General features: G+C 64.4%; 19 protein-coding genes. 7 read left to right on the top strand and 12 right to left on the bottom strand.

What is annotated here, in order from left to right; all coding sequences use genetic code 11:
- Positions 1-72: 72 nt before the first annotated feature.
- Positions 73-375 carry a DUF1244 domain-containing protein gene (locus NR187_RS03270; protein WP_211382226.1) on the bottom strand — a complete coding sequence of 101 codons (303 nt, stop codon included), beginning with the start codon at positions 373-375 and terminating at the stop codon, positions 73-75.
- 181 nt (positions 376-556) lie between these two features.
- Here NR187_RS03270 and NR187_RS03265 point away from each other — a divergent pair, with 181 nt between their 5' ends.
- Positions 557-1,144 (top strand): DUF1036 domain-containing protein, encoded by a 588-nt coding sequence (locus NR187_RS03265; RefSeq protein WP_211382225.1) that lies wholly within the window; start codon positions 557-559, stop codon positions 1,142-1,144.
- Positions 1,141-2,577 (top strand): pyruvate kinase, encoded by a 1,437-nt coding sequence (gene pyk, locus NR187_RS03260; protein WP_211382224.1) that lies wholly within the window; start codon positions 1,141-1,143, stop codon positions 2,575-2,577. The genes NR187_RS03265 and pyk overlap by 4 nt, the downstream gene beginning before the upstream one ends.
- A 151-nt stretch (positions 2,578-2,728) precedes the next feature.
- Here pyk and NR187_RS03255 read toward each other — a convergent pair whose 3' ends face one another.
- Positions 2,729-3,409: a TetR/AcrR family transcriptional regulator gene (locus tag NR187_RS03255; RefSeq protein ID WP_211382223.1), complete on the bottom strand. Its 681-nt coding sequence runs from the start codon at positions 3,407-3,409 to the stop codon at positions 2,729-2,731.
- 289 nt (positions 3,410-3,698) lie between these two features.
- Here NR187_RS03255 and NR187_RS03250 point away from each other — a divergent pair, with 289 nt between their 5' ends.
- A complete protein-coding gene (locus tag NR187_RS03250; RefSeq protein ID WP_211382222.1) occupies positions 3,699-5,192 on the top strand; it encodes a hypothetical protein in 1,494 nt (497 codons plus the stop codon).
- Between the two features lie 266 nt (positions 5,193-5,458).
- Here the strand turns inward: NR187_RS03250 and NR187_RS03245 are convergent, their stop codons facing one another.
- Positions 5,459-5,623, bottom strand: coding sequence for a Flp family type IVb pilin (locus NR187_RS03245; RefSeq protein WP_063201121.1), 165 nt, complete (start codon positions 5,621-5,623; stop codon positions 5,459-5,461).
- Between the two features lie 314 nt (positions 5,624-5,937).
- Here NR187_RS03245 and NR187_RS03240 point away from each other — a divergent pair, with 314 nt between their 5' ends.
- Both NR187_RS03240 and NR187_RS03235 read left to right on the top strand, forming a co-directional pair.
- Positions 5,938-7,428 carry a hypothetical protein gene (locus NR187_RS03240; protein WP_211382221.1) on the top strand — a complete coding sequence of 497 codons (1,491 nt, stop codon included), beginning with the start codon at positions 5,938-5,940 and terminating at the stop codon, positions 7,426-7,428.
- A 328-nt stretch (positions 7,429-7,756) separates the two neighbouring features.
- Positions 7,757-8,005 (top strand): hypothetical protein, encoded by a 249-nt coding sequence (locus tag NR187_RS03235; protein WP_256805690.1) that lies wholly within the window; start codon positions 7,757-7,759, stop codon positions 8,003-8,005.
- 177 nt (positions 8,006-8,182) lie between these two features.
- Here NR187_RS03235 and NR187_RS03230 read toward each other — a convergent pair whose 3' ends face one another.
- The gene (locus tag NR187_RS03230) at positions 8,183-9,208 is read right to left on the bottom strand and encodes an acetylserotonin O-methyltransferase (protein WP_256805689.1); all 1,026 of its coding nucleotides are present in this window, start codon (positions 9,206-9,208) and stop codon (positions 8,183-8,185) included.
- A 267-nt stretch (positions 9,209-9,475) separates the two neighbouring features.
- On the opposite strand from NR187_RS03230, the gene NR187_RS03225 reads away from it, so the two are divergent.
- Both NR187_RS03225 and NR187_RS03220 read left to right on the top strand, forming a co-directional pair.
- On the top strand, positions 9,476-10,540 hold the full coding sequence (locus NR187_RS03225) for a transporter (RefSeq protein WP_211382218.1): 1,065 nt from the start codon (positions 9,476-9,478) through the stop codon (positions 10,538-10,540).
- 532 nt (positions 10,541-11,072) lie between these two features.
- Positions 11,073-12,179, top strand: a complete 1,107-nt coding sequence (locus tag NR187_RS03220) for a hypothetical protein (RefSeq protein ID WP_256805688.1) — start codon at positions 11,073-11,075, stop codon at positions 12,177-12,179.
- Positions 12,180-12,491: 312 nt separating this feature from the next.
- On the opposite strand, the gene ftsH is transcribed toward NR187_RS03220, so the two are convergent.
- From ftsH to NR187_RS03180, 8 genes are all read right to left on the bottom strand, one after another.
- Positions 12,492-14,414: an ATP-dependent zinc metalloprotease FtsH gene (gene ftsH / locus NR187_RS03215; protein ID WP_211382216.1), complete on the bottom strand. Its 1,923-nt coding sequence runs from the start codon at positions 14,412-14,414 to the stop codon at positions 12,492-12,494.
- A 290-nt stretch (positions 14,415-14,704) separates the two neighbouring features.
- Positions 14,705-15,778, bottom strand: a complete 1,074-nt coding sequence (gene tilS, locus NR187_RS03210) for a tRNA lysidine(34) synthetase TilS (RefSeq protein ID WP_256805687.1) — start codon at positions 15,776-15,778, stop codon at positions 14,705-14,707.
- Positions 15,779-15,860: 82 nt separating this feature from the next.
- Complete coding sequence (gene ybgF, locus NR187_RS03205; protein ID WP_211382214.1) at positions 15,861-16,910, bottom strand: tol-pal system protein YbgF; 1,050 nt, start codon at positions 16,908-16,910, stop codon at positions 15,861-15,863.
- Between the two features lie 207 nt (positions 16,911-17,117).
- Positions 17,118-17,606, bottom strand: coding sequence for a peptidoglycan-associated lipoprotein Pal (gene pal, locus NR187_RS03200; protein ID WP_211382213.1), 489 nt, complete (start codon positions 17,604-17,606; stop codon positions 17,118-17,120).
- 293 nt (positions 17,607-17,899) lie between these two features.
- Positions 17,900-18,637, bottom strand: coding sequence for a hypothetical protein (locus NR187_RS03195; protein ID WP_211382212.1), 738 nt, complete (start codon positions 18,635-18,637; stop codon positions 17,900-17,902).
- 191 nt (positions 18,638-18,828) lie between these two features.
- A complete protein-coding gene (locus NR187_RS03190) occupies positions 18,829-21,159 on the bottom strand; it encodes a bifunctional diguanylate cyclase/phosphodiesterase (RefSeq protein WP_211382211.1) in 2,331 nt (776 codons plus the stop codon).
- A 239-nt stretch (positions 21,160-21,398) separates the two neighbouring features.
- The gene (tolB, locus tag NR187_RS03185) at positions 21,399-22,748 is read right to left on the bottom strand and encodes a Tol-Pal system beta propeller repeat protein TolB (protein WP_211382433.1); all 1,350 of its coding nucleotides are present in this window, start codon (positions 22,746-22,748) and stop codon (positions 21,399-21,401) included.
- 41 nt (positions 22,749-22,789) lie between these two features.
- Positions 22,790-23,746, bottom strand: a complete 957-nt coding sequence (locus NR187_RS03180) for a protein TolA (RefSeq protein ID WP_211382210.1) — start codon at positions 23,744-23,746, stop codon at positions 22,790-22,792.
- Positions 23,747-23,748: the final 2 nt, after the last annotated feature.

Here is a 23,748-nt window from a genome sequence, read left to right as displayed (position 1 = left end):
CACAGCGCGCCCACACCTTCCTTCGGCAAGGCGAAGAAAGCTGTTGTGTGGTGCGACTCAGGCCGCGCGAATTCAGTGCCCGGGATGGACCTTCTTCATGGCCTCGATCTGCTCGGCCGTGGCCGTGCCCTGGTATTTCGACTTCCAGGTCTCGTAGGGCATGCCGTAGACGGCCTCGCGGCTCTCGTCCTTGCTTAAGGGCACGCCTTGCGCGTCCGCAGCATCCTTGAGCCAGTTGGACAGGCAATTGCGGCAGAAGCCCGCCAGATTCATCAGGTCGATGTTCTGGACGTCCGTCCGCGTCTTCAGATGATCGACCAGGCGCCGGAAAGCGGCGGCCTCGAGCTCCGTTCTGGTTTTGTCGTCGATTGCCATGGCTGGATCCCTCGGCTTGCGAATTGGACTGACCCGGATGGTGGTCACCATTACGGGATCAGGTGGGGCCTTGTCACAGATTTTGCCATATCGCGGGTCAAACGGAGCTCGAACCCGGCTTTGGGGCCGTTCCCTGGGCCCTACGCCAAATCGTCAATGATCTGATATAGCTTCCGCGACAATGATCGCCGAATCTCCCCGCTCCCCCCTTCGCCTGCTCGCCCGGTTGGTCCCGGTGCTGGTGGTTGGCCTGCTGTGCCTCTGGGCCAGCCCGGCCTCCGCCGATTTCCGGCTTTGCAACAACACATCGAGCCGGGTCGGCATCGCGCTGGGCTACAAGGATGCCGAGGGCTGGACCACCGAGGGCTGGTGGAACATCTCCTCCCGCTCCTGCGAGACCCTGCTGCGGGGAACGCTGGTCGCCCGCTTCTATTACATCTACGCCATCGACTACGACCGCGGCGGCGAATGGTCAGGCCAGGCCTTCATGTGCTCGCGCGACAAGGAATTCACCATCCGCGGCACCGAGGATTGCCTGGCGCGCGGCTACGACCGGACCGGCTATTTCGAGGTCGATACCGGCGAGCAGCGGGCCTGGACGGTGCAGCTCACCGACGCCAATGAGCAGCCGTCACAACAGCAGCGCTTGCCCGGCATGCCCGGCCCCGTCGGTCCGGGTGGCGGCGTTCCGGGTTTGCCCAATGGCCCGCCCGGTGCTACCCCCCCGGGCTCGCCCGGCCTGCCACCCCCGCCTGGAAATAAGCCATGAGGCGTCTTCGCCGTATCAAGATTCTCGCGACCCTGGGACCTGCCTCTTCAGACCTCGCGATGATCCGCCGCCTGTTCGAGGCCGGCGCCGACCTGTTCCGCATCAACATGAGCCACACCCCGCATGACAAGATGCGGGAGCTGGTGGCGACGATCCGCAACGTCGAGAGCAGCTATGGCCGGCCGATCGGCATCCTGGTCGACCTGCAGGGGCCGAAGCTGCGGCTCGGCGCCTTCGCCGAGGGCGCGGTCCAGCTCCAGAACGGCCAGACCTTCACGCTGGATTCCGACAAGACGCCGGGCGACACCACCCGCGTCCAGCTCCCGCATCCGGAGATCCTGGCCGCGCTGCGGCCGGGCCATTCGCTGCTGCTCGACGACGGCAAGGTGCGCCTGATCGCCGAGGAGACCTCGAAGGAACACGCGGTGACGCGCGTCGTGGTCGGCGGCCGGATGTCCGACCGCAAGGGCGTCAGCCTGCCCGACACCGACCTGCCGGTCTCGGCGATGACACCGAAGGACCGCGCCGACCTCGAGGCGGCGCTGGTCACCGGCGTCGACTGGATCGCGCTGTCCTTCGTGCAGCGCGCCGACGACGTCATCGAGGCCAAGAAGATGATCCGCGGCCGCGCTGCCGTGATGGCCAAGATCGAGAAACCGCAGGCGATCGACCGCCTCGCCGACATCCTCGAGGTCTCCGACGCCCTGATGGTGGCGCGCGGCGACCTCGGCGTCGAACTGCCGCTGGAGCGCGTGCCGAGCCTGCAGAAGCAGATGACGCGGATGGCGCGCCGCGCCGGCAAGCCGGTGGTGATCGCGACCCAGATGCTGGAATCGATGATCCAGTCGCCGGTGCCGACCCGCGCCGAGGTCTCCGACGTCGCCACCGCCGTCTATGAGGGCGCCGACGCCATCATGCTGTCGGCGGAATCGGCAGCCGGGAAATTCCCGGTCGAGGCGGTCTCGACCATGAACCGCATCGGCGAGGAGGTCGAGCGCGACCCGATCTACCGCTCCGTCATTACAGCTCAGCGCCCGGCGCCGGAAGCCACCGCCGGCGACGCCATCGCCGACGCCGCGCGGCAGATCGCCGAGACATTGGATCTGCCTGCCCTGATCTGCTGGACCAGCTCGGGCTCCACCGCCGTGCGCGTGGCGCGCGAGCGGCCGAAGCCGCCGATCGTGGCGATCACGCCCAACATCACCGCCGGCCGTCGGCTTGCGGTGGTCTGGGGCGTGCATTGCGTGGTGGCGGAAGATGCGCGCGACCAGGACGACATGGTGAGCCGCGCCGGCCAGATCGCGTTCCGCGACGGCTTCGTCCGCGCCGGCCAGCGCGTGCTGATCGTCGCCGGCGTGCCGCTCGGCATTCCCGGCACGACCAACATGGTGCGCATTGCCTCGGTCGGCCCCGATGGCGGCGCCGATATTTAGGTCCGCCGGCACGCGGCAAGACAAAAACGTCGAAAACAACCCCATGCACAGTAGCCGGCTGGTCCGGCGAAGTTGCCTGGGTTTCCCGAAAAGACGCGCTCAGCCAATGGCCTGAGCGCGATCAGGCCTCCAGCCCCGGCCTGCCCGGGCTCTACGCCCCGACCAGCGCTTTCGCCGCCGGCAGCAACGTCTGCTGCACGACAAGACCACGGGCGCGGGCGTCCATGACGCCGACGGCACGCAGCGCCAGCAGCGTCACGGTCTGCACGGCATCGCGCATCCGGGCTGGATCTTCGAGATTATCGGGCGCGAGCGGACCCACCAGGGCCTCCTGCAGCGCACCGAGCAGCGCGGTGGCGGCGAGCGCGGTGTCCTGCGCGGGCAGGTGACCGGCACGCACGGCGGCGTCGATCCGCGAGGCGATCTCGCCGGCGATCTCGCGGCGGCTGGCCAGGCGCGAGGCGCTGACATCGACGTCGACAGGCTCGGCCACGATGCCCCACGCCAGCCTGCGCTGCGACAGGGTATGGACCGCCACGGTGGTCACCGCCGCCGCCAGCGCCGAGGATGGCCCCGGCGCGGCATCGGCCGCCCGGCGGATCGCCGCGAGCTCGTCGCGGGAAACTTCGGCGATCAATTCGGAGATCAGCTCGGCCTTCGAGGGAAAGTAGCGGTAGACCGTGCCCGCCGCGACATTGGCCCGGACCGCCACCGGCGCGATCTGCACGGCGGCCATGCCCCCTTCCGACGCCGCCTCACGCGCGGCCGCCAGAATGGCGCTCCGTCGGGCCGCGAGGCGCTTAACAACTTGATGCGTCCGCCGATAAACCATGGCGCGCTACCTGTCCCCAGCTCCCGGTCCCGTGCAAAGCCCGGCCGGATGCTTCTTCACTTTCGCCCAAATCGCCCTCAAGAACTGAACAACTATTCACGGCGCATGACAAGATGCAAATCAGCATATGTGCGCCACGCAGCTCCGAGGCGCAGGTGCGCAGGTAAACGCATCCTTGCACGGCGCGGCGGCCGCGCGACGCTCCGGTTTACCCCAACTTAAAAGCGATCATGCTCAGGTGCCGATGCTCGCGCGCTGTTGCGCGTTGTCGTTCAGCCCCGAGAGTGCCATGTCGATTTCGATCACAAGCAGCCTGCCTGTCCGCGGCGTTGCGCGCTGGCTTTTGCCGCTCTGCATCGGCGCCGGCGTCTACCTCTTCTTCCTGGGCATCGGCGACATCATGCTGCGGGATTCCGATACGCTGTGGCAGATCACGATCGGGCAATGGATCCTCGAGCACCGCGCACTGCCCTATACCGACATCTATTCGTTCACGCGAGCCGGCGAGCCCTGGATCTCGAGCTCCTGGCTGTCGCAAGTCCTGTTCGCGCTGGCTTACGAGCCGTCGAACTGGTCGGGCGCGGTGATCCTGACCTCGCTCGCGATCGGCGTGACCGCGGCGATCTTCGTCTATCTGCTTGAGCCCTATCTGGAGCCCGCGCGCGCCTTCCTGCTCGTCACCCCGCTTCTCTTCATGTCGATCGGCCACTTTCTCGCCCGCCCGCACATGCTGGCGCTGCCTGTCATGGTGGCCTTTGTCGGCGGGCTGCTGGCGGCCGCCGACCGGCGCACCGCGCCCTCCTGGCTGCTGCTGCCCTTGATGGCGCTGTGGGCCAACCTTCACGGCGGCTTCGTCATGGGACTGGTCCTGATCGGACCGATTGGCCTCGATGCGATCGTATCCGCCGATCGCAAGGACCGGTTTGCACTGGCCTCGCGCTGGGCCTTGTTCGGCGTTGTTGCGCTCGCCGCAAGCTGCTGTACGCCCTATGGCTGGAACACGCCGCTCGCATCGGCGAAAATCCTCAGCCTGGGCAAGCTGCTCTCGCTGATCTGGGAGTGGATGCCGGCCGATTTCAGCTCGTTCGATTTGTTTGGCGCCAGCCTGCTCGGATTGATCGCCATCGGCTTTTACAGCGGCTTGGTGCTGCCATGGACCCGTATTCTCCTGCTGCTCGGCCTGGTCTGGGCGGCACTCAACCACGTCAGAAACATCGAGGCCTTTGCGCTGCTGACACCGCTCGTGCTGGCAAAGCCGTTCGCCGAGCAATTGGGCGTGACGAGAGCGGCCGCGCTCGCGCGGACCGAAGCGCGGTCCTCCTTTGCAGTGACCGCGATCGCGGCGCTCGCGATCGTCGCGGCCGCCTGGAGCATCACGCGGTCCTATGCCACGCCGACCCGGTATGCCTTTATCGGCAACCAGTCTCCCGTGGCCGCGGTCGACCTGCTCGAGCGGCGCCACGCACAGCGCATCTTCAGCACCGCTCCGATCGGGGGTTATCTGGTCTCGCGCAACGTCAAGACCTTCATCGACGGCCGCGCCGAGCTGTACGGCGAGCAGTTCGTGCTCGACTATTTCGACGCCGTCGAGGGCAAGAATGCGGAGACCCTGCTGCGCCTGCTCGACACCTACCAGATCGACGCGACGCTGCTGAACGGCTGGATCCCCGCCGCAAGGATCATGGACCATCTGCCGGGCTGGAAGCGGATCTACACGGATGACATTGCCGTGGTCCACGTGCGCGACGACGCAGCGGCGAAGCCCTCCTCCACATCGCGATGAGGCACGAAATCAGGCGTTAACTCGCGCGGCCCTTGCGCGGGCGCGAGGGCTTCGCCGCGTCCTCCAGGCCAAATCGGTTCAGGACGGAGATTTGCCGAGACCCATGCGGCGTAGCGGACCATGGCCACGCGGCGACGACGAGCGCTCACACGGTCGATGTCACATTGCGGGAAGCTCGCGCGGTCGTCCGGCTCGCAAACTCTCCGCACAAAAGAAGAAGAGCCCCGTCCAGGACGGGGCTCTCTCAATTCCCGGTTCGTCCGGCCTTACTTGAGGCTGGTCGAGATCGAGGTGAACTTGGTGTTCAGCGTGGTGCCGAGGTTGTTGACGACGGTGATGATCGCCAGCGCGATGCCGGCGGCGATCAGGCCGTATTCAATGGCGGTGGCGCCGGATTCGTCCTTCATGAAACGCGAAACGAGGTTCTTCATAGACTGCTCCCAAAGAGTACACGAGGCTACAACTGGTCTGGTCATTCCGGCTTCCCAGCGCCGCCCGACCATGGAACCGAACGTAGTGACAAAGAATTGCGCCGCAGTTAATTCGACTGCGTAAACACAGAGCGGATTGCACGTATTCGCCGATGGTAAACCGAAATCTAAAACAACCGGTTAAATGATCCGGACATGAAGCCGGCCCGCCAGACGGATTTACCCGAAGTTATGTCCGCCGTGCTCCACTGCCGACGAACCCGGCAAGAACTACGGCAAGAACAACGGCAAGAATAACGGAACGACGAGGCGGCATGTCCCTTTCCTTTGCCAACAGCATCGCGATGCAAAGCCGCGCGAGAGCCCTGGTGCCTCTATGCGTCGGAGCGGGCACCTATCTGTTCTTCCTTTATGTCGGCGACACGCTGCTACAGGACTCCGACTCGTTCTGGCAGATCAAGATCGGGCAATGGATCCTCGATCACGGCGCCATGCCGTACACGGACATCTATTCCTTCACGCGGCCGGGCGCGCCGTGGATTTCGACGTCGTGGCTCTCGCAGGCCATGTTCGCGTTTTCCTACGCGCAATGGGACTGGGCGGGTCCCGTCATCCTCACCGCGATGGGCGCCGCGCTCACGGCCGCGATCTTCGTCTATCTGCTCGACGCGCAGATCGAGGCGCCGCGCGCCGTGCTGTTTGCGATGCTGGCGCTGCTGCTGTCGCAGCATCACGTCCTGGCGCGTCCGCACATCCTGGCGCTGCCGGTCATGGTGGCGTGGGTCGGCCTGCTGATGGCGGCCGCCGATCGCAGGCGCGCGCCGTCCTGGACCTGGCTGCCGCTGATGGCGCTGTGGGCGAATTTGCACGGCGGCTTCGTGCTTGGCCTCGCCCTGATCGGCCCGATCTCGCTCGAAGCGGTCGAGCATGCAGAGAAGGGTCGGCGGCTTTCGCTGTTCCTTCGCTGGGTTCTGTTCGGCATCGGCGCACTGGCCGCGAGCTGCTGCACGCCTTACGGCTGGCGCACGCTGCTGGGCGCGACCAACATCCTCAGCCTCGGCGAGCTGCTCTCGCTGATCTTCGAATGGATGCCGGCCAACTTCGCCACCTTCAGCTCGTTCGAAGGCGCCCTGCTCGGCCTGATCGCATTCGGCTATTATCGCGGCCTCGTGCTCTCGGCACCCAGGATCTTCCTGATCCTGTTCCTGACCTGGAGCGCACTGACCCATGTCAGGAGCATCGAGGCCTTCGCCTTCCTGGTGCCGCTGGTTCTGGCAAAACCGCTCGGCCAGCTGGCCTCGCGCCCGCAGCCGGACGCAACCGGTGCCGACCGCTGGCCGGCCCGCTATGTCACCGCGCTCGGCGCGCTGATGATCGTGGCCGCAAGCTGGACCTCGACCTCGCTCTACATGAGGCACCACCGCTTCGCCTTCACGATGGCGCAGACGCCGGCCGCGGCGGTCGATCTGCTCGAACAACGCAAGGTCCAGCGCGTCTTCAACGCCTATCAGTTCGGCGGCTATCTGATCTCGCGCGGCATCCCTGTCTACGTCGACGGCCGCGCCGAGCTCTACGGCGAGAAATTCGTCATGGACTTCTTCAAGGCGACGGAGGGCAAGCAGCCCGAGCTGCTTCCGCGCCTGCTCGACGAATACAAGATCGATGCGACGCTATTGGTTGCCGACGCGCCGGGCCCGCAGATCCTCGACCAGCTCAAGGGCTGGAAGCGGATCTATGCCGACGACATCGCGGTGATCCATGTGCGGGAGAATGCGGACGGCGCGGTGGCGACGACCCCGAAGTGAGGACGAAAGCTCCGGGCAGATGTCCGCTTTCAAATGTGAGGCGGACTTGAGCAGGCACGCCGGGCATTTCGCCAGTTGACCCATAGCGGTCTTGGCGCCTCCCACTACGCCAGGTTACATTTTGCTGAAATTTACAACCGGTTAAAGCTGACAGTGGTAGCATAGGGAGATGCACTTAACCGTTGCGTCCATCGTTAGCGTCATCGGGCTCGTCTCGCCCCTACTCGCGTTCGTCGTAATCGTAACTTTGGCGTGGCGAAAGTCGCAGACTGAAGAAGTGAGACGAGCTTTACTAATCAAGCTTACGCGACCAAGTCTGCCAGACTTAATGCTGCTTCTCAAACGGCTTATCGCTGGCACGATCATCGCGGCATTCACAGTCGTCACTGCGATCGGCCTGTTTGCGCTCATCGCATTTTTTCCAACAATTACCTGCCATGGCGGTGGTTCGGGCGGAAATTGCGGTGAGGGATATCTGGCTTCGCTTCCAATTGCTTTGCTTACCATCCCACTCGACCTTGTGGCGGCGTTTTTTGTCTGCAAACTCTTAGCCAGTGGTCTTTGGCCAGAGCGATAGCGGACCCCGCCTAAACAACAACATCAGCCTCTTTCTTCGTCTGCTTGTGGCCCTTCGGCGAAGTGGCAGCATCGCTCCACGAGGTCCGCTTGTTGAGGCATGGCGGACAAGATTTGCTCAGGTTGAGTTCTTCGCATTTTGACCCGAAGCGGCCCCAGCAGCCAATATCGCTCGCGCCTAAGCGATCACGGCCTCCACGATGCTCGCAGCCGAATTGGTCGGCACGACCCGGGTTAGTCGGAAACCTCCCTTGCTCAAGAGTGACGCGTATTCGACTTCGGTTCGCTCCTGACCTCCCATACTGACGAGCATGGTCATGTCGAGCATCTTCCCTGGATGCGGGATGTCGCCGATGGGCAGTACCATTTCAACGAGGAGCAGACGCCCGACCGAATTCATTGCCTTGCGGACATTGCCGAGGATAGTCAGACACTGATCCTCATTCCAGTCGTGGATGATGTGCGAAAGGACGTAGGCGTCGGCGCCCGCGGGGACGCCCTTGAAGAAATCGCCAGGCTCAATCATCACTCTGTCGCTCACGCCTCTGGCTTTGAGCAAATTTGGTGCATCGGTCACAACGTGCGGCCGGTCGAACAAAATGCCGCGCGGCCCGGCATGTTGAGAGAGGACAGCCGCCAGCATGTTGCCGGTCGCGCCGCCGACGTCGACAATGGTCCTGAAGACTGAGAAATCATAAGCCGTAGCAACCGCAGCAGGCTCCTGATGATGGATGCCGACCATCATCTCGCTGAATAGCGATGCTTCCTCGGGATGACGAGCAAGGTAGTCGAAAAACGCGACGCCCTGCGCCTTTTCAAACCCGGGCCGTCCCGTTTCAATGGAATAGACAACGTGGTCCCAACCACTTTGAGACGACGGGTTGCCGGAAAAAATTACGGATGCTCGTGCCGAGCCGGGCGCGCCGGTTTTCAGCGCCTCACCCAATGCGGTGAGGGCAAAGCGTTGTCCTGTGCGCTCGGTCAGAATGCCGAGGCTCGCCAGGGCACGCATCAGCCTGTGCAATGAAGGCGCATGTACGTGCAACAGTCCGGCAAGTTGTGCAGCGGTCTTCGGTCCGGAGGCGAGTTGATCTGCCACCCCCAACTTGGCCGCCGCGTAGACCGTTCTCGCGACGACGTGGGCACGACCCATTTGAATTAATTGAATGTGCGGCGGAGGTTCGTCCGGCCCGGTAACTGCCATAACAACTCCCCTCAAAGACGAGCAACATACAAGACAATCCAGGAGCGGGCTACTTCAGCCAATGGCCCCATCTCCGATGTGCTCATCAGAGGTGAAGCTCTCTTGGCGCAGGTAATGAGGTGCGCGATTGCGCCTCTTACAGCGGAGACTTGTGACATTAATGCGCCACAGCGGATGTCCTTTGGACCTATCGGACCGCCGGCATTGCCTTGCGACGCCAAATCATGCGGGAATAACCGGCAATAGGGACGAAGACTTGGAGGACGAATGCAACGCGCCGGTTCTAGATCACAAGGTGCATGGCTGACAGCCTGTCTCGTTAGCGCTGGCCTTCTTGCCGCCTCCGTTGAAAGCGCCAGGGCCGATGAAAACGGCATTTCGTTCTGGCTTCCGGGTCAGTTTGGCAGCCTCGCGGCCTTGCCGATGACACCGGGTTGGTCGCTAGGCACGGTTTATTACCACACCTCCGTCGCAGGCTCGGGTGGTGTCGCTGCATCGCGGGAAATCACGGTCGGCAAACTTCCGGCGACGGTCAATGTCAACCTGAACGCAAGCCTCAATGCGCAAGCCGACATTCTGATCCTGGCGCCGACCTATACGTTCGCCACGCCAGTGCTGGGTGGACAATTGGCCGTGGGTCTCACCGGCACATTCGCGCGAAGCGCAGTCGGCATCGATGGAACGCTGACCACCAACGTCGGCCCGTTCGGCACGACGCGGACCGGCAGTCTTTCGGACACACTTGTGTCGGTCGGCGATCTCTATCCAGTGATGTCGCTGAAGTGGCACAACGGCGTTCACAACTGGATGACCTATGCGACCGGCGACATTCCCGTCGGAGACTACCAACCGACCCGTCTGGCCAACACCGGCATCGGTCACGGCGCCATCGATGGCGGCGGCGGCTACACGTATCTCGATCCCGCTACCGGGCAGGAATTCTCGGGCGTCGCCGGGTTCACCTACAATTTCAAGAACCCAGACACGCAGTACCAGAGCGGCGTCGATTTCCATTTCGACTGGGGCGTATCGAAGTTTCTTTCCAAGCACGCGTTCGTGGGCTTCGTCGGATATGCCTATCAGCAGGTCACCGACGATTCCGGTCAGCACCCTATTCTCGGGTCATTCCGCTCGCGCGTGTTGGGCGTAGGTCCGCAATTCGGCTACCTGTTTCCGGTCGGAGACATGCAGGGCTATCTGAACGTGAAAGCCTATGGGGAATTTGACGCGGCGAACCGGCCGTCGGGCTGGAATACCTGGCTGACGTTCTCCATCTCACCTGCGCCGCCGACGAGCACGGTCACGCCGACTCGCCACATGGTGACGAAATAAGGATCGATCTACCTTGTTCGACGACGCCGGGTAGGAAGCAGCGACGTTGAATTCATGGGGCGCGTGCTGCCGCTTGCAGAGCATCTGGCTGCGATTCAAACGCATCGATTTCCTTGAGTTATCTCAACATTAGCCCGAGGCAGTCCTCTTATAGATGGTCCAAGCGGACGGCTCGCGCGGCGTCCGGACCTACGAGGAGGGATCGTGCCCAAATTTTCCTTATCTGTTGTGGCATTCAGTTTGTTGGCTACGCTGGCGACGGAATCTGCCGCCCAAACATTGCCTGCCGATATTCCTCTCGGAATCGTTTGCTACAGCCAAAAGTCCCAGACCTGGACGGTGGGGTACCTAAATACGATCAACGGAAATGGTACCGCGACCTATCGGGCCTGCACACGGCGACCTTGAATGCAGATCACGTGTTGGAGCCACCCAAGGATCGCGCGACTGTGCTCGATTGCTACGGCAAATCGTTGGATCAGCTCCGGACCATGGGGCGTCTCGTTCCTTTGCAGCGCATGCCTGCAAGCCAATGACATTGCCGCTGACATTGGTGTCGGGCAGAGAGAGGATCATAATGCGCAAGCTGTTATCCGCGATGGCATTCCTGTTCATGGCAACGGCCGTCGCCACGACAGGTGCGCAGGCCGCGCCCTGCATGGTCGTCACATTGACCGGCACCAGCGGTCCGCCGCCCTACAACGACCTCGCCGGGCCCGGGACGTTCGTGCGGTACGGTGACGACACAAACGACTGCAGGTCCGTGCTGATGCAGTTCGACGCCGGCCGCGGAACGCTCATGAGACTGGCGCAAATCGGCGTCCAGGCCGCGCAGCTCAACGGCGTCTTCTTCACACACATCCACTCGGACCATACGGAGGGATTCTCCGATATCGTGCAGATGCGCTGGTTCTTCGGCGTCCCTCAAGGCCCGAAGCTCGACGTCGTCTGCAGCACCGACGAGAAATCGCAGCTTGGATTCACCGTGAGTTGCAGCAAATTTGTCGCCCATATCGACGACGCCTATGAGCAGTCAGGTGAGACCGCCTACCGGGCCGCCGAAATGAAGGGCCTCGTCGACGCAGCCGGTCCGGTTGCGGGGATGAAGGTTGTCACCTTCGATCCAAAGGACGACGCACAAGTCGTTTGGACGTCAGGTGACGTGAAGGTCAGCGCGATCCGGACGACGCACATCCCGGGTTCTGCAGCCTATCGCGTCGACACGCCGGCCGGCAGCGTGGTGATTGGCGGGGACGCATCCAACGACGTGCAGGCTCCGCCGCGCAAGACCTCGACGTCGGATCAAGTCGAGAAGCTGGCCAAGGGTGCCGATATCATCGTGCATACGACCATCCACCCCGTGCTTTCGCCGGAAAGAGGCAGTGGAGCGCCGCCTCCGGTCTACTATCGCCAGAGCAATGCGACCGATCTCGGTGCCATGGCTCAACACGACGGGGTGAAGTACCTCATGCTCACCCATCTCGCGCCGTCACTCGGTGCTCCTACTCAGGGGACCGTGAAGGTCCCCGGTGGCCCGTTGACGGAGCAGGACTACCGGAAAGCCGCCGAGGACGGCGGCTACACCGGCAACATCATCGTGGGCACCGATCTCGCCAGCGTGAGGTTGCCAGCTAAATGAGGAGCACGACACCTAGGTCGCCTATTGGCCCTTAGCTGGACCACGTTGAGCCCGTTATGTTGTCTGCTATCGTCGGAACAGCGGACGCGGGATGGCGGGGACGGCGCCTGGGCGCCTTTGCCCACGCTACTTTTCTTCCGTCATTGCGAGCGTAGCGAAGCAATCCAGAATCCTGCCGCGGTGACAGTCTGGATTGCATCGCTACGCTCGCAATGACGAGGCGCCGAAAGTGTCCACACTCGTAACTCGTCATCGACAATAAAAAAACGCGGCGTGTCCGCCGCGTTTTCCAATTTCATCTGCCGCTTGCGATTACGCCTGCGGCTGCGGCTCCAGGCCGGGATCCGGATCGGGCCGCGGGCGCGACTTGCCGGCCGGGGGCACGGCGGAGGCGCGCGGCGTGGTCGGCTCGAGCACGGATTCGCGGTTCGGCTTCTTGCCCTTGAGCAGATCGACGATCTCGTCGCCGGACAGCGTCTCGAACTCGAGCAGGCCCTTGGCGAGCGCTTCGAGGTCGGCGCGCTTCTCGGTGAGAATGCGCGTCGCTTCGTTGTAGCCTTCTTCGACGAAGCGCCGGATCTCGGTGTCGATCTTCTGAACCGTCGCTTCCGACGCGTTCTGGGTGCGCGACACCGACATGCCGAGGAAAACCTCGTCCTGATTTTCGCCATAGGAGACGGTGCCGAGCGCCTCGGACAGGCCCCAGCGCGTCACCATCATGCGGGCCAGGCGCGTCGCCTGCTCGATGTCGGAGGACGCACCGGAGGTCACCTTCTCGCGGCCGAAGATCAGCTCTTCGGCGACACGGCCGCCCATCATGATGGCGAGCCGCGAGGTCATCTGCTCCAGCGACATCGACAGCTTGTCGCGCTCAGGCAGCTGCATGACCATGCCCAGCGCGCGGCCGCGCGGAATGATGGTCGCCTTGTGGATCGGGTCGGTCGCGACGACGTTGAGGCCGACGATGGCGTGGCCGCCCTCGTGATAGGCCGTCAGCAGCTTCTCTTCCTCGGTCATGACGAGCGACTTGCGCTCGGCGCCCATCATCACCTTGTCCTTGGCCTCTTCGAACTCGGCCTGCGTCACCATTCGCTTGTTGCGGCGGGCGGCGGTCAGCGCGGCCTCGTTGACGAGGTTCATCAGGTCGGCGCCGGAGAAGCCCGGGGTGCCGCGCGCGATGGTCTTGAGGTTGATATCGGGGGCCAGCGGCACCTTGCGGACGTGAACCTTGAGGATCTGCTCGCGGCCGACGACGTCCGGGTTGGGCACCACGACCTGGCGGTCGAAGCGGCCGGGACGCAGCAGCGCGGGATCGAGCACGTCGGGACGGTTGGTCGCGGCGATCAGGATCACGCCCTCGTTCGCTTCGAAGCCGTCCATCTCGACCAGCAGCTGGTTCAGCGTCTGCTCGCGCTCGTCATTGCCGCCGCCGAGACCGGCGCCACGGTGACGACCGACCGCATCGATTTCGTCGATGAAGATGATGCAGGGCGCGTTCTTCTTGGCCTGCTCGAACATATCGCGCACACGAGAGGCGCCGACGCCGACAAACATCTCGACGAAGTCCGAACCGGAAATGGTGAAGAACGGCACGTTGGCTTCGCCCGCGACCGCACGCGCGATCAGGGTCTTGCCCGTGCCGGGAGGGCCGACCAGCAGAACGCCGCGCGGAATGCGGCCGCCGAGGCGCTGGAATTTGCCGGGGTCGCGGAGGAATTCGACGATCTCCTGCAGGTCCTGCTTGGCCTCGTCGACGCCGGCGACGTCCTCGAAGGTGACGCGGCCATGCGCTTCGGTGAGCATCTTGGCGCGCGACTTGCCGAAGCCCATCGCCTTGCCGGCGCCGCCCTGCATCTGCCGCGACAGGAATATCCAGACGCCGATCAGCGCGATGAAGGGCAGCCAGGAGACCAGCAGCGAGACGAACCACGGCACGTTGTCGCCGGGCGGCTTCGCGGTGATCTGCACCTTGCTGTCATAGAGGCGCTTCACCAGCGTCGGGTCGCTCGGCGCATAGGTCTGGAAGCTCGAGCCGTTCGTGAAGGTGCCGTGGATGTCCGGCCCCTGGATCACGACGTCGCGCACGTTGCCGCGGTCAACTTCGCTCAGGAGCTGGGAGAAGGCGATGTCCTGCGAGGAGGCGCGCTGACCCGGATTCTGGAAGAGCGTGAACAACGCCAACAGCAGCAAGACAATGATGACCCAGAGGGCGAAATTGCGCAGATTGGCGTTCATCGATCTTCCTTCGTGGTCGCGCGGATCGCGGCCTGATCCTTGGGCGGTTAGCTAGTTGGGGCAGTACGAGGAAATCCCAAGGAATCCTCTCGGTTGGACGCATACAATTTAGGTGCCGCCCCGGTCGCTGCCAAGGGAACGAGATGGGACTATTTATCCCATCTTAGAGCGATTCCCGCTGAAATAATGGCGGCCTGACAGGGGTTTTTCCTGCCTGGTTAAGGTGGCCTGACGGCGCGCCACCGAAACGGCCGGTGCCATGATCCGCGCTCAGCTCCCGTGATCCGCGCTCAGCGCCCCTTGGGCCGCCGGGCCGGCGCCGGCGCGACGTGGATACGCCCCCCGGCAAGGCTGATCAGGGCTCCCGCGAGGGTCTGTCGCAGCACCGGCCGGCCATTTGCGGCCGCGGGCCCCGCAGCCATGGCCTGGTCGAGCGCTGTCATCAGGGTTTCGACCTTGCCCAGTTCCGCCGGCCCTTCATGGCCGAGCGCATTGACCGCCCGCAGCAGGAGCCGCAGCCGGACCTCCTCCGGCAGGGCGGCAAACGCTTGGGCTTCGAAAAAGATTTGGGCCTCGAAGCTTCGAACGCCCGCCTGCGGCGCATCGCCGCGCGCCCGGAGTTGAAGGAAGCGCTCGGCGCCATCGACCATCAGTTCGACCGCCGCATTGGCGCGCGCCAGCCTGCCTGCGAGCCGGGCCAGCGTGCGGGCGTCGCCGCCCTCCGCCGCAAGCTGCGGCAGCAGCGCGCGCAGCCGCGGCCGGGTGAAGGCGGTGTCGCGGTTGGTGGGATCATCGGCAAACCCGATCTTGGCCCGCTGCAGGGTCGCGACCAGCTGCGACTTCGGGACATCGAGCAGCGGACGCGCAAGGACGACGCCGTCGCGCTCGGTGAGGCGGGCCATCGCCGACAGTCCGGCAAGTCCGCTGCCGCGGACAAGACGCATCAACAGGGTCTCGGCCTGGTCGTCGCGGGTATGGGCGGTCAGCACATGGCTCGCGCCGGCCTTGCGCGCAGCCTGCGCGAGCAGGCGGTAGCGGGCCTCGCGCGCGGCCGCAGGCAATCCCGTCTCCGGCTTTGCGCCACGCCAGCGCAGGGTCCGGTGGGTCAGGCCGAGCCCGGTCGCCAGATGCTTGACCTCGCGCGCCTCGCGCGCCGCTTCCGGCCGCAGGCCGTGATCGACGGTGACGACGGTGAGATGCGGACCGCGCGCAAGGCCGCGCCGCCAGCGCGCCGCGAGCCACATCAGGGCAACGGAGTCAGGCCCGCCGGAGACCGCGAGCACCAGTGCCGGCGCGCCTTTGAGCTCGGCGAAGAGCTGCTTCGCCGCGCGCGCCGAGATCGGTGAATTGTCGTCGTCTGACATGACGCGGCCCTGACGGTCGCAAGCGGATGCTGCAATGTTTAGCGCAGCGCCGTCAGCATTGTCAGGACTTAAACGCTACGCGTCAGCACTTCACCCGCTTCTGCTCGCGGTCCACGGCCGCTTTGACGCCGGCGGAGGCGCGCGGATATTTGCGGCCGATTTCGCCAAAGGCGGCGCAGGCGGCCTCCTTCTCCTTCAGCGCGGCCAGCGACTGGCCGAGCCGCAGCAGGGCATCCGGGGCCTTGGCGGACTTGTCGTATTTGGTGGTGACGGCGAGGAAGGCTTCCGCGGAGTCGCGGTATTGCTGGCGCTGGAAATAGCTCTCGCCGAGCCAGTATTGCGCGTCGCCAAGCAGCGGATCGTTCGGAAATTTCTGCGAAAAGTTCTTCATGGTCTGCTCGGCGAGCGCGTAGTCCTTGCGCTGCATGTAGCCGATGCCGAGGTCGAACTCGTCGCGCGGCGTGGCCGAGGGCGGCAGGGTCGCAAGGCCCGTGCCGCCTGATGGCGCGGGATTGCCCTGTTGGGCCGGCGGATAAGCGGGCTGCGCGGGGGCCGCTGCCTGCGGATAGCGGCCGCCATTGTTGGAGAGATCGAGCGGCTCGCCGTAGCCGCGCCCGCCGGGCGCGGCTGCCTGACCACCACCTGCCGCGATCGGCTGCTGCCCGCCGCCGAGCGCGCGCGGCGCACCCGGGGCACCGGGATTCTGGTTCGGGTCAAACGCATCGCCGCGGCGACGACTGCCGGGCGCGCCGGGCGCAGGCGGCTCCTGAACGATCGGCGCGGGCGAGGCGATCTGCGGCTGCTCGTAATTCGGCTGGGCCGGTTGCTGTTGCGGCGGCTGCTGGCGATAGGCCGGCGCGGCCTGCGCGGGCGGCATGGCCGCGACGTTGGGCTGGCCCTGTCCGGGCGCAGCCTGCGCGCCGCCCTCGAGCGCCCGCAGCCGCTCCTCGAGCTGGCGGTTGCGGTATTGCAGCTCCTCGTTCTGGCCGGTGAGCTGGCGCAGCTGGTTCTCCAGCCGCTCGATCCGCATCTCGGGGTCGGCATCATCCGATTGCGCGAAGACGGGCGAGCCGAAAGAGAGCAGCGCGGCGATCGCCACGGTGCCGGTAATTGCCTTGAATCTGGATGACATCTTGCCCTGACGACGAAAGCGAAATGGCCTGCGACGGATCATTCGACGCGCCACACATTGAAGTGGAGTACGCCAAAAATGTGACTGGAACAAAGGGGTTTCTGTCACAGATCGCTGAAACGAAACCGGCGCCCGAGAGGGGCGCCGGCATATTCGGTTTCTGAAGATGAACGGCGCCTGACCAATCGCCAGGGACCTGACTGAGCGTCAGGAGCTCGCGTTCAGCACGGTGACGGCACGGCGGTTCTGCGACCAGCAGGAGATGTCGTTACAGACGGCCACCGGCCGCTCCTTGCCGTAGGAGATCGTGCGCATGCGGTTCGGGTCGATGCCGCGCGAGGCGAGGAACGAGCGCACCGACTGGGCTCTGCGGGCGCCGAGCGCGATGTTGTATTCGCGGGTGCCGCGTTCGTCGGCATGGCCTTCGATGGTGAAGCTGTAGCGCGGGTAGCTCTGCAGCCACTGGGCCTGCTTCTCCAGGGTCACGATCGCCTGCGGGGTCAGATCGGTCTGGTCGCTTTCGAAGAACACGCGGTCACCCACGTTGACGACGAAATCCTGCTGGCTTCCGGGCGTCGCCGCATTGGCCATCGCATCCGTGGCAGAGTTCTTGTTGGCGCAGGCGCCCATCGACAGCGCGACGGCAAGCACCGCGACCAGCTTCAATCCCTGGAGGATACGCATAGGATGTTTCATTCCGGAGCCTCCACGCTCACGTTCAGTCCACTGCTGTCCGGTCTACAGGGGGTTGGTTAAGCGAACGTTCCGTCAACCTTGACGGAACCTTGCCTCAGCCGGTCAAATGCCCCCAACCAGCGAAAAGCAACCGTCATGGTTAATGGGTTGTAAATGTGGCGCGAGGGTGAAGGCAAGCCGCGCCGGCCGGCAAAAACGCTGGATCCTGCCGGAATTTTGGGCCCCGAGGATATGTCAGGCGACCGGGGCCCCCCGCCGAAAGGCGGCGGCCTCGGAACATGCCCAGCCCGCCCTCAGGCGTGAGCGGCGTCCGCCACCAGCACCGGCTGCGGGACGGGCCGCTGCGGGACCTCGCGCTGGCCGCCGCGCCCGAACAGCATCCGCCGCTCGAAGGCGGTGGACCGCATGATCGGATAGCGCTCGAACACTTTCTTGCGGAAGGTCGGGAAGTCCGCCGCCATCAGCCCGAACGGCTTGGTCAGTCCCGGAACCAGCCGGGGCTCGGCGATGGTCTCGTGCAGGAACACCCGCCGGTAGAAGGCCTGATGCTCGGGACGCACGATCGCAAGGCCCAGATCGGCATTGAAATGCTCGCAGGCCATGTAGGCGAGGCGCGTCGTCAAATAGGGCAGTTCCGGAACCCGCTTGACCTGGTCGGGATCGGCGACGAAGCGCGTCGGATCGATCATGACCTCGCCGCGGTCGAGCCGTGGCAGCAGAATATCGGGAAAGACGTCGGCCGAGGTGGACTCGCGCCATTCCGAGGTCAGCACGCTGATGCGCACCGAGCTGCAGAGCTCGCCGTGGAGATAGACACCGAAGGTCCACGCGTTCGGCAGCTCGTCATAGCGGTCGGTGACCCGTGCGTCCGCCGACTCCCTGACGGCGCCTTCGCGCAGATAGGCGCGGTAGCGGAGATTGTAGATCTCCTCCTTCTCGGCAAACGTCTCTGCGAGATGATAGTCGACGTCGGTGAGGAGTTCCGCCCCTCGTCCAACAGCCGAAATGACCGCTCTGGCTGAGGACTGCATTCCAACTCCTTACTCACCGTTCACGACGCGCTGCCCAAGGCAACTCCTGCGGGACAACCTGCGCGCGCGTGATCATTTATTAACAGCTCCTTAACAAGTATGCAAAGCAATCGAAGGGTTAGGGTTAATCACCCGTAGGACTACGGTGCCCGGCAACAGACTGAAACGACAGGAAATTCAGCGAAGCGGCGTCAGGCGAAGGAGCGCGTGCCGACGACCTGGAGCAGGCCGTCGCCGCGCCGTCCATAGGAGGCGTTGAGGAGCTGGCGCATCCGCACGGCGGGCACCGGACGGCTGAACAGATAGCCTTGCGCCTCGGAGACGGTGCCGTCGGCGCTGATCAGCTCGAGCTGCTCGTTGGTCTCGATGCCCTCGACCACGACCGACATGCCGAGATCGGCGGACAGCCGCGCCACGCCGCGCAGCAGCGTCAGCGGCCGGTCGGTGTCGATGCCTTCGAGGAAGGAGCGGTCGATCTTCACCTTCTGCATCGGGAAATTGTGCAGATAGCTGAGGCTCGAATAGCCGGTGCCGAAATCGTCGAGCGAAATGCGCACGCCGAGCGCATGCAGTTGCGACAGGATGTCGTGCGTGAGCTGGGTGTTGCGCAGCAGCGAGGATTCGGTGATCTCGATCTCGAGCCGGTGCGCCGGAAGCCCCGAGACCTCCAGCGCGTAGCGGATTTCGCTCAGGACGTCGCGCTGGTGGAATTGCTGCGGCGAGAAGTTGACGGCGACGCTGACGCCGTCCGGCCATTTCATGCATTCCATGCAGGCGCGGCGCAGGATCCAGCGGCCGAGATCGACGATCAGGCCCATGTCCTCGGCGACCGGGATGATGTCGACCGGCGAGACCGTGCCGCGCACCGGATGATTCCAGCGCAGCAGTGCCTCGCAAGTGGTGATCTTGCCGGACTTCAGATTGACCAGCGGCTGGTAGAACAGCTCGAACTCCTCGTTGGCCAGCGCCTTGCGCAGATCGAGCTCGAGAATGCGGCGCGCCTCGACGGTCGCCGCCATCTCGTCGCGGAAGAAGCAGAAGGTGCCGCGGCCGTCGGCCTTGGCGCGGTACAGCGCCATGTCGGCGTTCTTGAGCAGCGTATCGGCGCTGACGCCGTCCGGCGCGGTCAGCGCGATGCCGACGCTGGCGCCGATCTCGACCAGGTGATTGTCGATGCGGTAGCGCTCGCTGAGCCGCTCGACGATGCGGCGCGCCAGCGCGGCGGCGTCCTCGGGCGACGCGATGTTCTGCTGGAACACGACGAATTCGTCGCCGCCGAAGCGCGCGACGAAATCCTCGGGACGCAGCATCTCGCGCAGCCGGTTGGCGACCGCACACAGGAGCTGGTCGCCGCAGGGATGGCCGAGCGTGTCGTTGACCTGCTTGAACTGGTCGAGGTCGATGAACAGCAGCGCCGAGAGGCGTTCCGAATTGTGCGAAATCGCCAGCAGCCGTTCGATCTCGTCGCGGAAGCTGACGCGGTTGGGCAGCGCCGTCAGCTCGTCGTAACGGGCAAGATGGCTGATGCGGGCTTCCGCGTTGGTGCGTTCGGTGATGTCTTCCAGCAGCAGCACGGTGCCGCCGCCGGCCATCGGCTGGAACGTCCAGGCCAGCGTGCGGCCGCGCGAGGGGTCCGGGTCGGCGGTGACGATCTCGCAGATCCGCGCGTGTTCGATCTCGGCCATGATCTGGTTGCCGCTGTCCGCCGAGATCGACCGCGCGGCGACGCAGGCCGACACGATGTCGGCGGCGGTGGCGCCGCGCTTGACCAGATCTTCAGGCAAGGCCATCAGCTCGCCGAAGCGATGGTTCATCACCGCAAGGCGGCTGTCGGCGCGAAACATGCACAGGCCATGAGGCATGTTGTTGAGCGCGGTGTCGAACTGGCTCGCCAGCGCGGATTCCCGGAAGCTCGAGGTCAGCGCCTTGACGAAGATCGCATGCAGGCCGAGGTTGATGTTCTTCAGCGCGATGAAGAACAGCCCGAGCAGGATCGCGAGCCCGATATAGTAGAACCCGCCATGCAGCATCAAGGCGAGCGACATCGGACCGCAGGCCAGCGCGACGTGCCACTGGATCACCCGGGGCTGGCCGTAATTGCGGGCGGCGCCGCCGGCGGTGTAGCCGACCGTGACGGAGACGCAGAGCATGTTCGCGACCGCGTCGTCGTTGTTGAAGATGACGACGAAACACCACAGGCCGATGATGCCGGCATAGACGAGCGCGCCGAACCAATAGCGCGGCTCCAGATGCTTGGCCTCTGCAAACGTCAGGGCCGGGATCCGGTTTTCGTAGCGCCGCATCTGAAACGCGCGCGCAGTGCCGATGGCGATGATGAGAAACGCGATCGGCCACAGCAGGACGTCGCCGGTCTTCAAGGCAGTCATGACCGCAGCCACGGCGGTGCAGGCCGATCCGAGGAAGATCGCCCAGAAATTCTGCACCATGGAGTTGACGAGAGCGGCGTAGAGTATCGGCTCCAGCTCGTCTCGATCGCTCTGCTTCTGGTCGGCCAGCTGCATCGGCTTGCTACGCGTCCTGTTTAGCGCGTACTTTTACCCAAGCCAGATGAAGCCTTTCTGAGGGAACATCGTTAAGGTCGGGTTGTTTTTCGGCAATAGCGAACCCATTTCTGCTGATATATCAAGCAGCTAGGCAGGCCTTGCCGGGCACAAGGTGAAGGAAACCTTGCATTCTCCGCCGAACGCGAAAAAATCGGCGCGTTTTTTCGGAAACATCGCGTGTCTGGAGACGCGATGTCTTAGCCGCCCTGTGTCGAGGACAACAGCGGCGACCATGCCGGGTCGGAGGCGAAGCCCGGCGTCGGCACCTTCAGCTCGTTGCGGCCCGAGATGTCGACGGAGAACAGCGACGGCCCGCCGCTGCCGCCGGGATCGCGGAAGAACATCAGCACGCGGCCGTTCGGCGAAAACGTCGGGCCTTCGTTGTGAAAGCCGGAGGTGAGCAGCCGTTCGCCGGAGCCGTCCGGCTTCATGACGCCGATCGAGAACTGTCCGCCGCCCTGCCTGGTGAAGGCGATGTAGTCGCCGCGCGGCGACCATACCGGCGTCGAATAGGTGGCGTTGGTGTCGTCCTTGGAGAAGGAAATGCGCTGCGCAGCTCCGCCGCCCGCCGCCATCACATAGATCTGCGACCTGCCGCCGCGATCGGACTCGAAGCAGATGCGGGTGCCGTCCGGCGAGTAGGACGGAGATGTGTCGATCGCCGGCGTATCGGTGAGGCGCGTGGTCGAGCGCGAGCGCAAATCCATCACGAACAAATTGGAATTGCCGCCCTGCTGCAAACTCATGATGACGCGCTGGCCGTCCGGCGAGAAGCGCGGCGCAAAGGTCATGCCCGGGAAATTGCCGACGATCTCGCGCTGGCCGGTCTCGATGTTGAAGAGATACACCTTCGGATCGCCCTGGCCGAACTCCATGTAGGTGATCTCTTGCGAGTTCGGCGAGAAGCGCGGCGTCAGCACGAGGTCGGCGCCGCGAGTCAGATAGCGCACATTGGCGCCGTCCTGGTCCATCATCGCGAGCCGCTTGACGCGGCGCTCCTTCGGCCCGGACTCGTCGACGAACACCACGCGGCTGTCGAAATAGCCCTTCTCGCCGGTCAGCTTCTCATAGATCTGATCGGAGATGATGTGGGCGATGCGGCGCCAATATTCCGGCGAGGTGAAATATTGCTGGCCGGCGAGCTGCTGGCCGGTGACCACGTCCCACAGGCGGAATTCGGCCTTGAGGCGGCCGTCCGGCTGCCGCGTCATGCGGCCGGTGACCAGGGCCTGCGCGTTGAGGGTCTTCCAGTTCTCGAATTGCGGCGCGACGTCGATGTTGCTGATGCGCTCGATGAAGGCGGCCTGGTCGACGGGGGCAAACAAACCCGAGCGCTTCAGATTGTTGGTGATGACCTGCGTGACGCCGTTGCCGACGTCGCCGTCGGCGGGTGAGCCCGGCACGAAGTTGGTGATCGCGATCGGAATCGGCCGAAACTCCGTGGGATCGATGCGGAGCCGCCCCTGCGGCTGCTGGGCGAAGGCCTGTCCGCCCCCCAGCATCGCGAGCGTCGATCCGGTCAGGGTCATGAAGCGGCGGCGGTTCATCGATCGAACGTCATTCATCGCAAAATTCTTTTGTTCGGATGTCACAACATGTCTTTCAGGCCGAAAGTCATCGGAATGAGCTTCCAGCTCTCGTATTGCTGCTTCGGCAGGAACGAATAGACCTGACACTGCACGATGGCGCGCTTGGCGCTCTCGGCCACAGCCTGGGCGATCGAGCGCGACGGCCCTCTCACCGCGACGACGACCGGCTCGGACGCGAGCGATCCGTCGATCTTCATGGGAATGTCGATGTCGGCCTCGTACTGATCGGCGTCCTGGCCGTTATAGGTCGGCGTGAAGCAGCGCTTCACCGCGCCCTGGAACGCACCCCGCCAGGTCGCGACGTTGTTGGCGGCCGTTCCGATCGTCGATCCCAGCGAGGCCGACGCATTCAGCGTCGAGCCGGCGAGCTCGTGCCGGGTCGCGGCGCGCTTGTCGAGGTCACGCTGGATCTGCGCGGGATCGAAGCTGCGCTCCTTGGGCTTCGGCTGCTGCTGCGGCTGCACCGCCGCGACCTTCTGCTCCGGCTTGGGCGGCGGCTTCTTGGTTTCGAGCTTTTTCTGCAGTTCGGCGATCGGATCTTCCTTGGCCGGATCAGGCTTCTTTTCCGGCGGCTTCGGCTCTTCCTTCGGCTTGGCTTCCGCCACGGGCTTGGGCGGCTCGGGCTTCTTCTCGACCGGCTTCTCGACCGGTTTTGGCGGCGGCTCGGGCGTCGAGTTGGTCTTGATCAGCTCTTTCTTCTCGGTGACCTTGCCGACGGCGTCTTCCTCGGGCTTGGCCTCCGCGATCTTCTCGACCTTGGGCTTCGGCTCTTTCTTGTCGCCGGTCTTCTGCCCCGACATCATCTGCGCGAGCTGGTCGGTGGAGATGATGTCGATCGGCAGCGACTCTTCCGCCGGCACGAATGCCCTGCTGCTAAAGGTGACGAGCCCCCATCCCAGCACGAGGACGTGGAGGGCAATCGACGCAACGAGTGTCTTGTCGACCTTCACCTTCACCG

This window comes from Bradyrhizobium sp. Bra64, assembly GCF_024519875.1.
In the GTDB taxonomy this organism is placed as follows: Bacteria; Pseudomonadota; Alphaproteobacteria; order Rhizobiales; family Xanthobacteraceae; genus Bradyrhizobium; species Bradyrhizobium japonicum_G.
The sequence above is the reverse complement of the archived record's forward strand: the minus strand, read 5'-3'. Positions and strand labels throughout refer to the sequence as shown.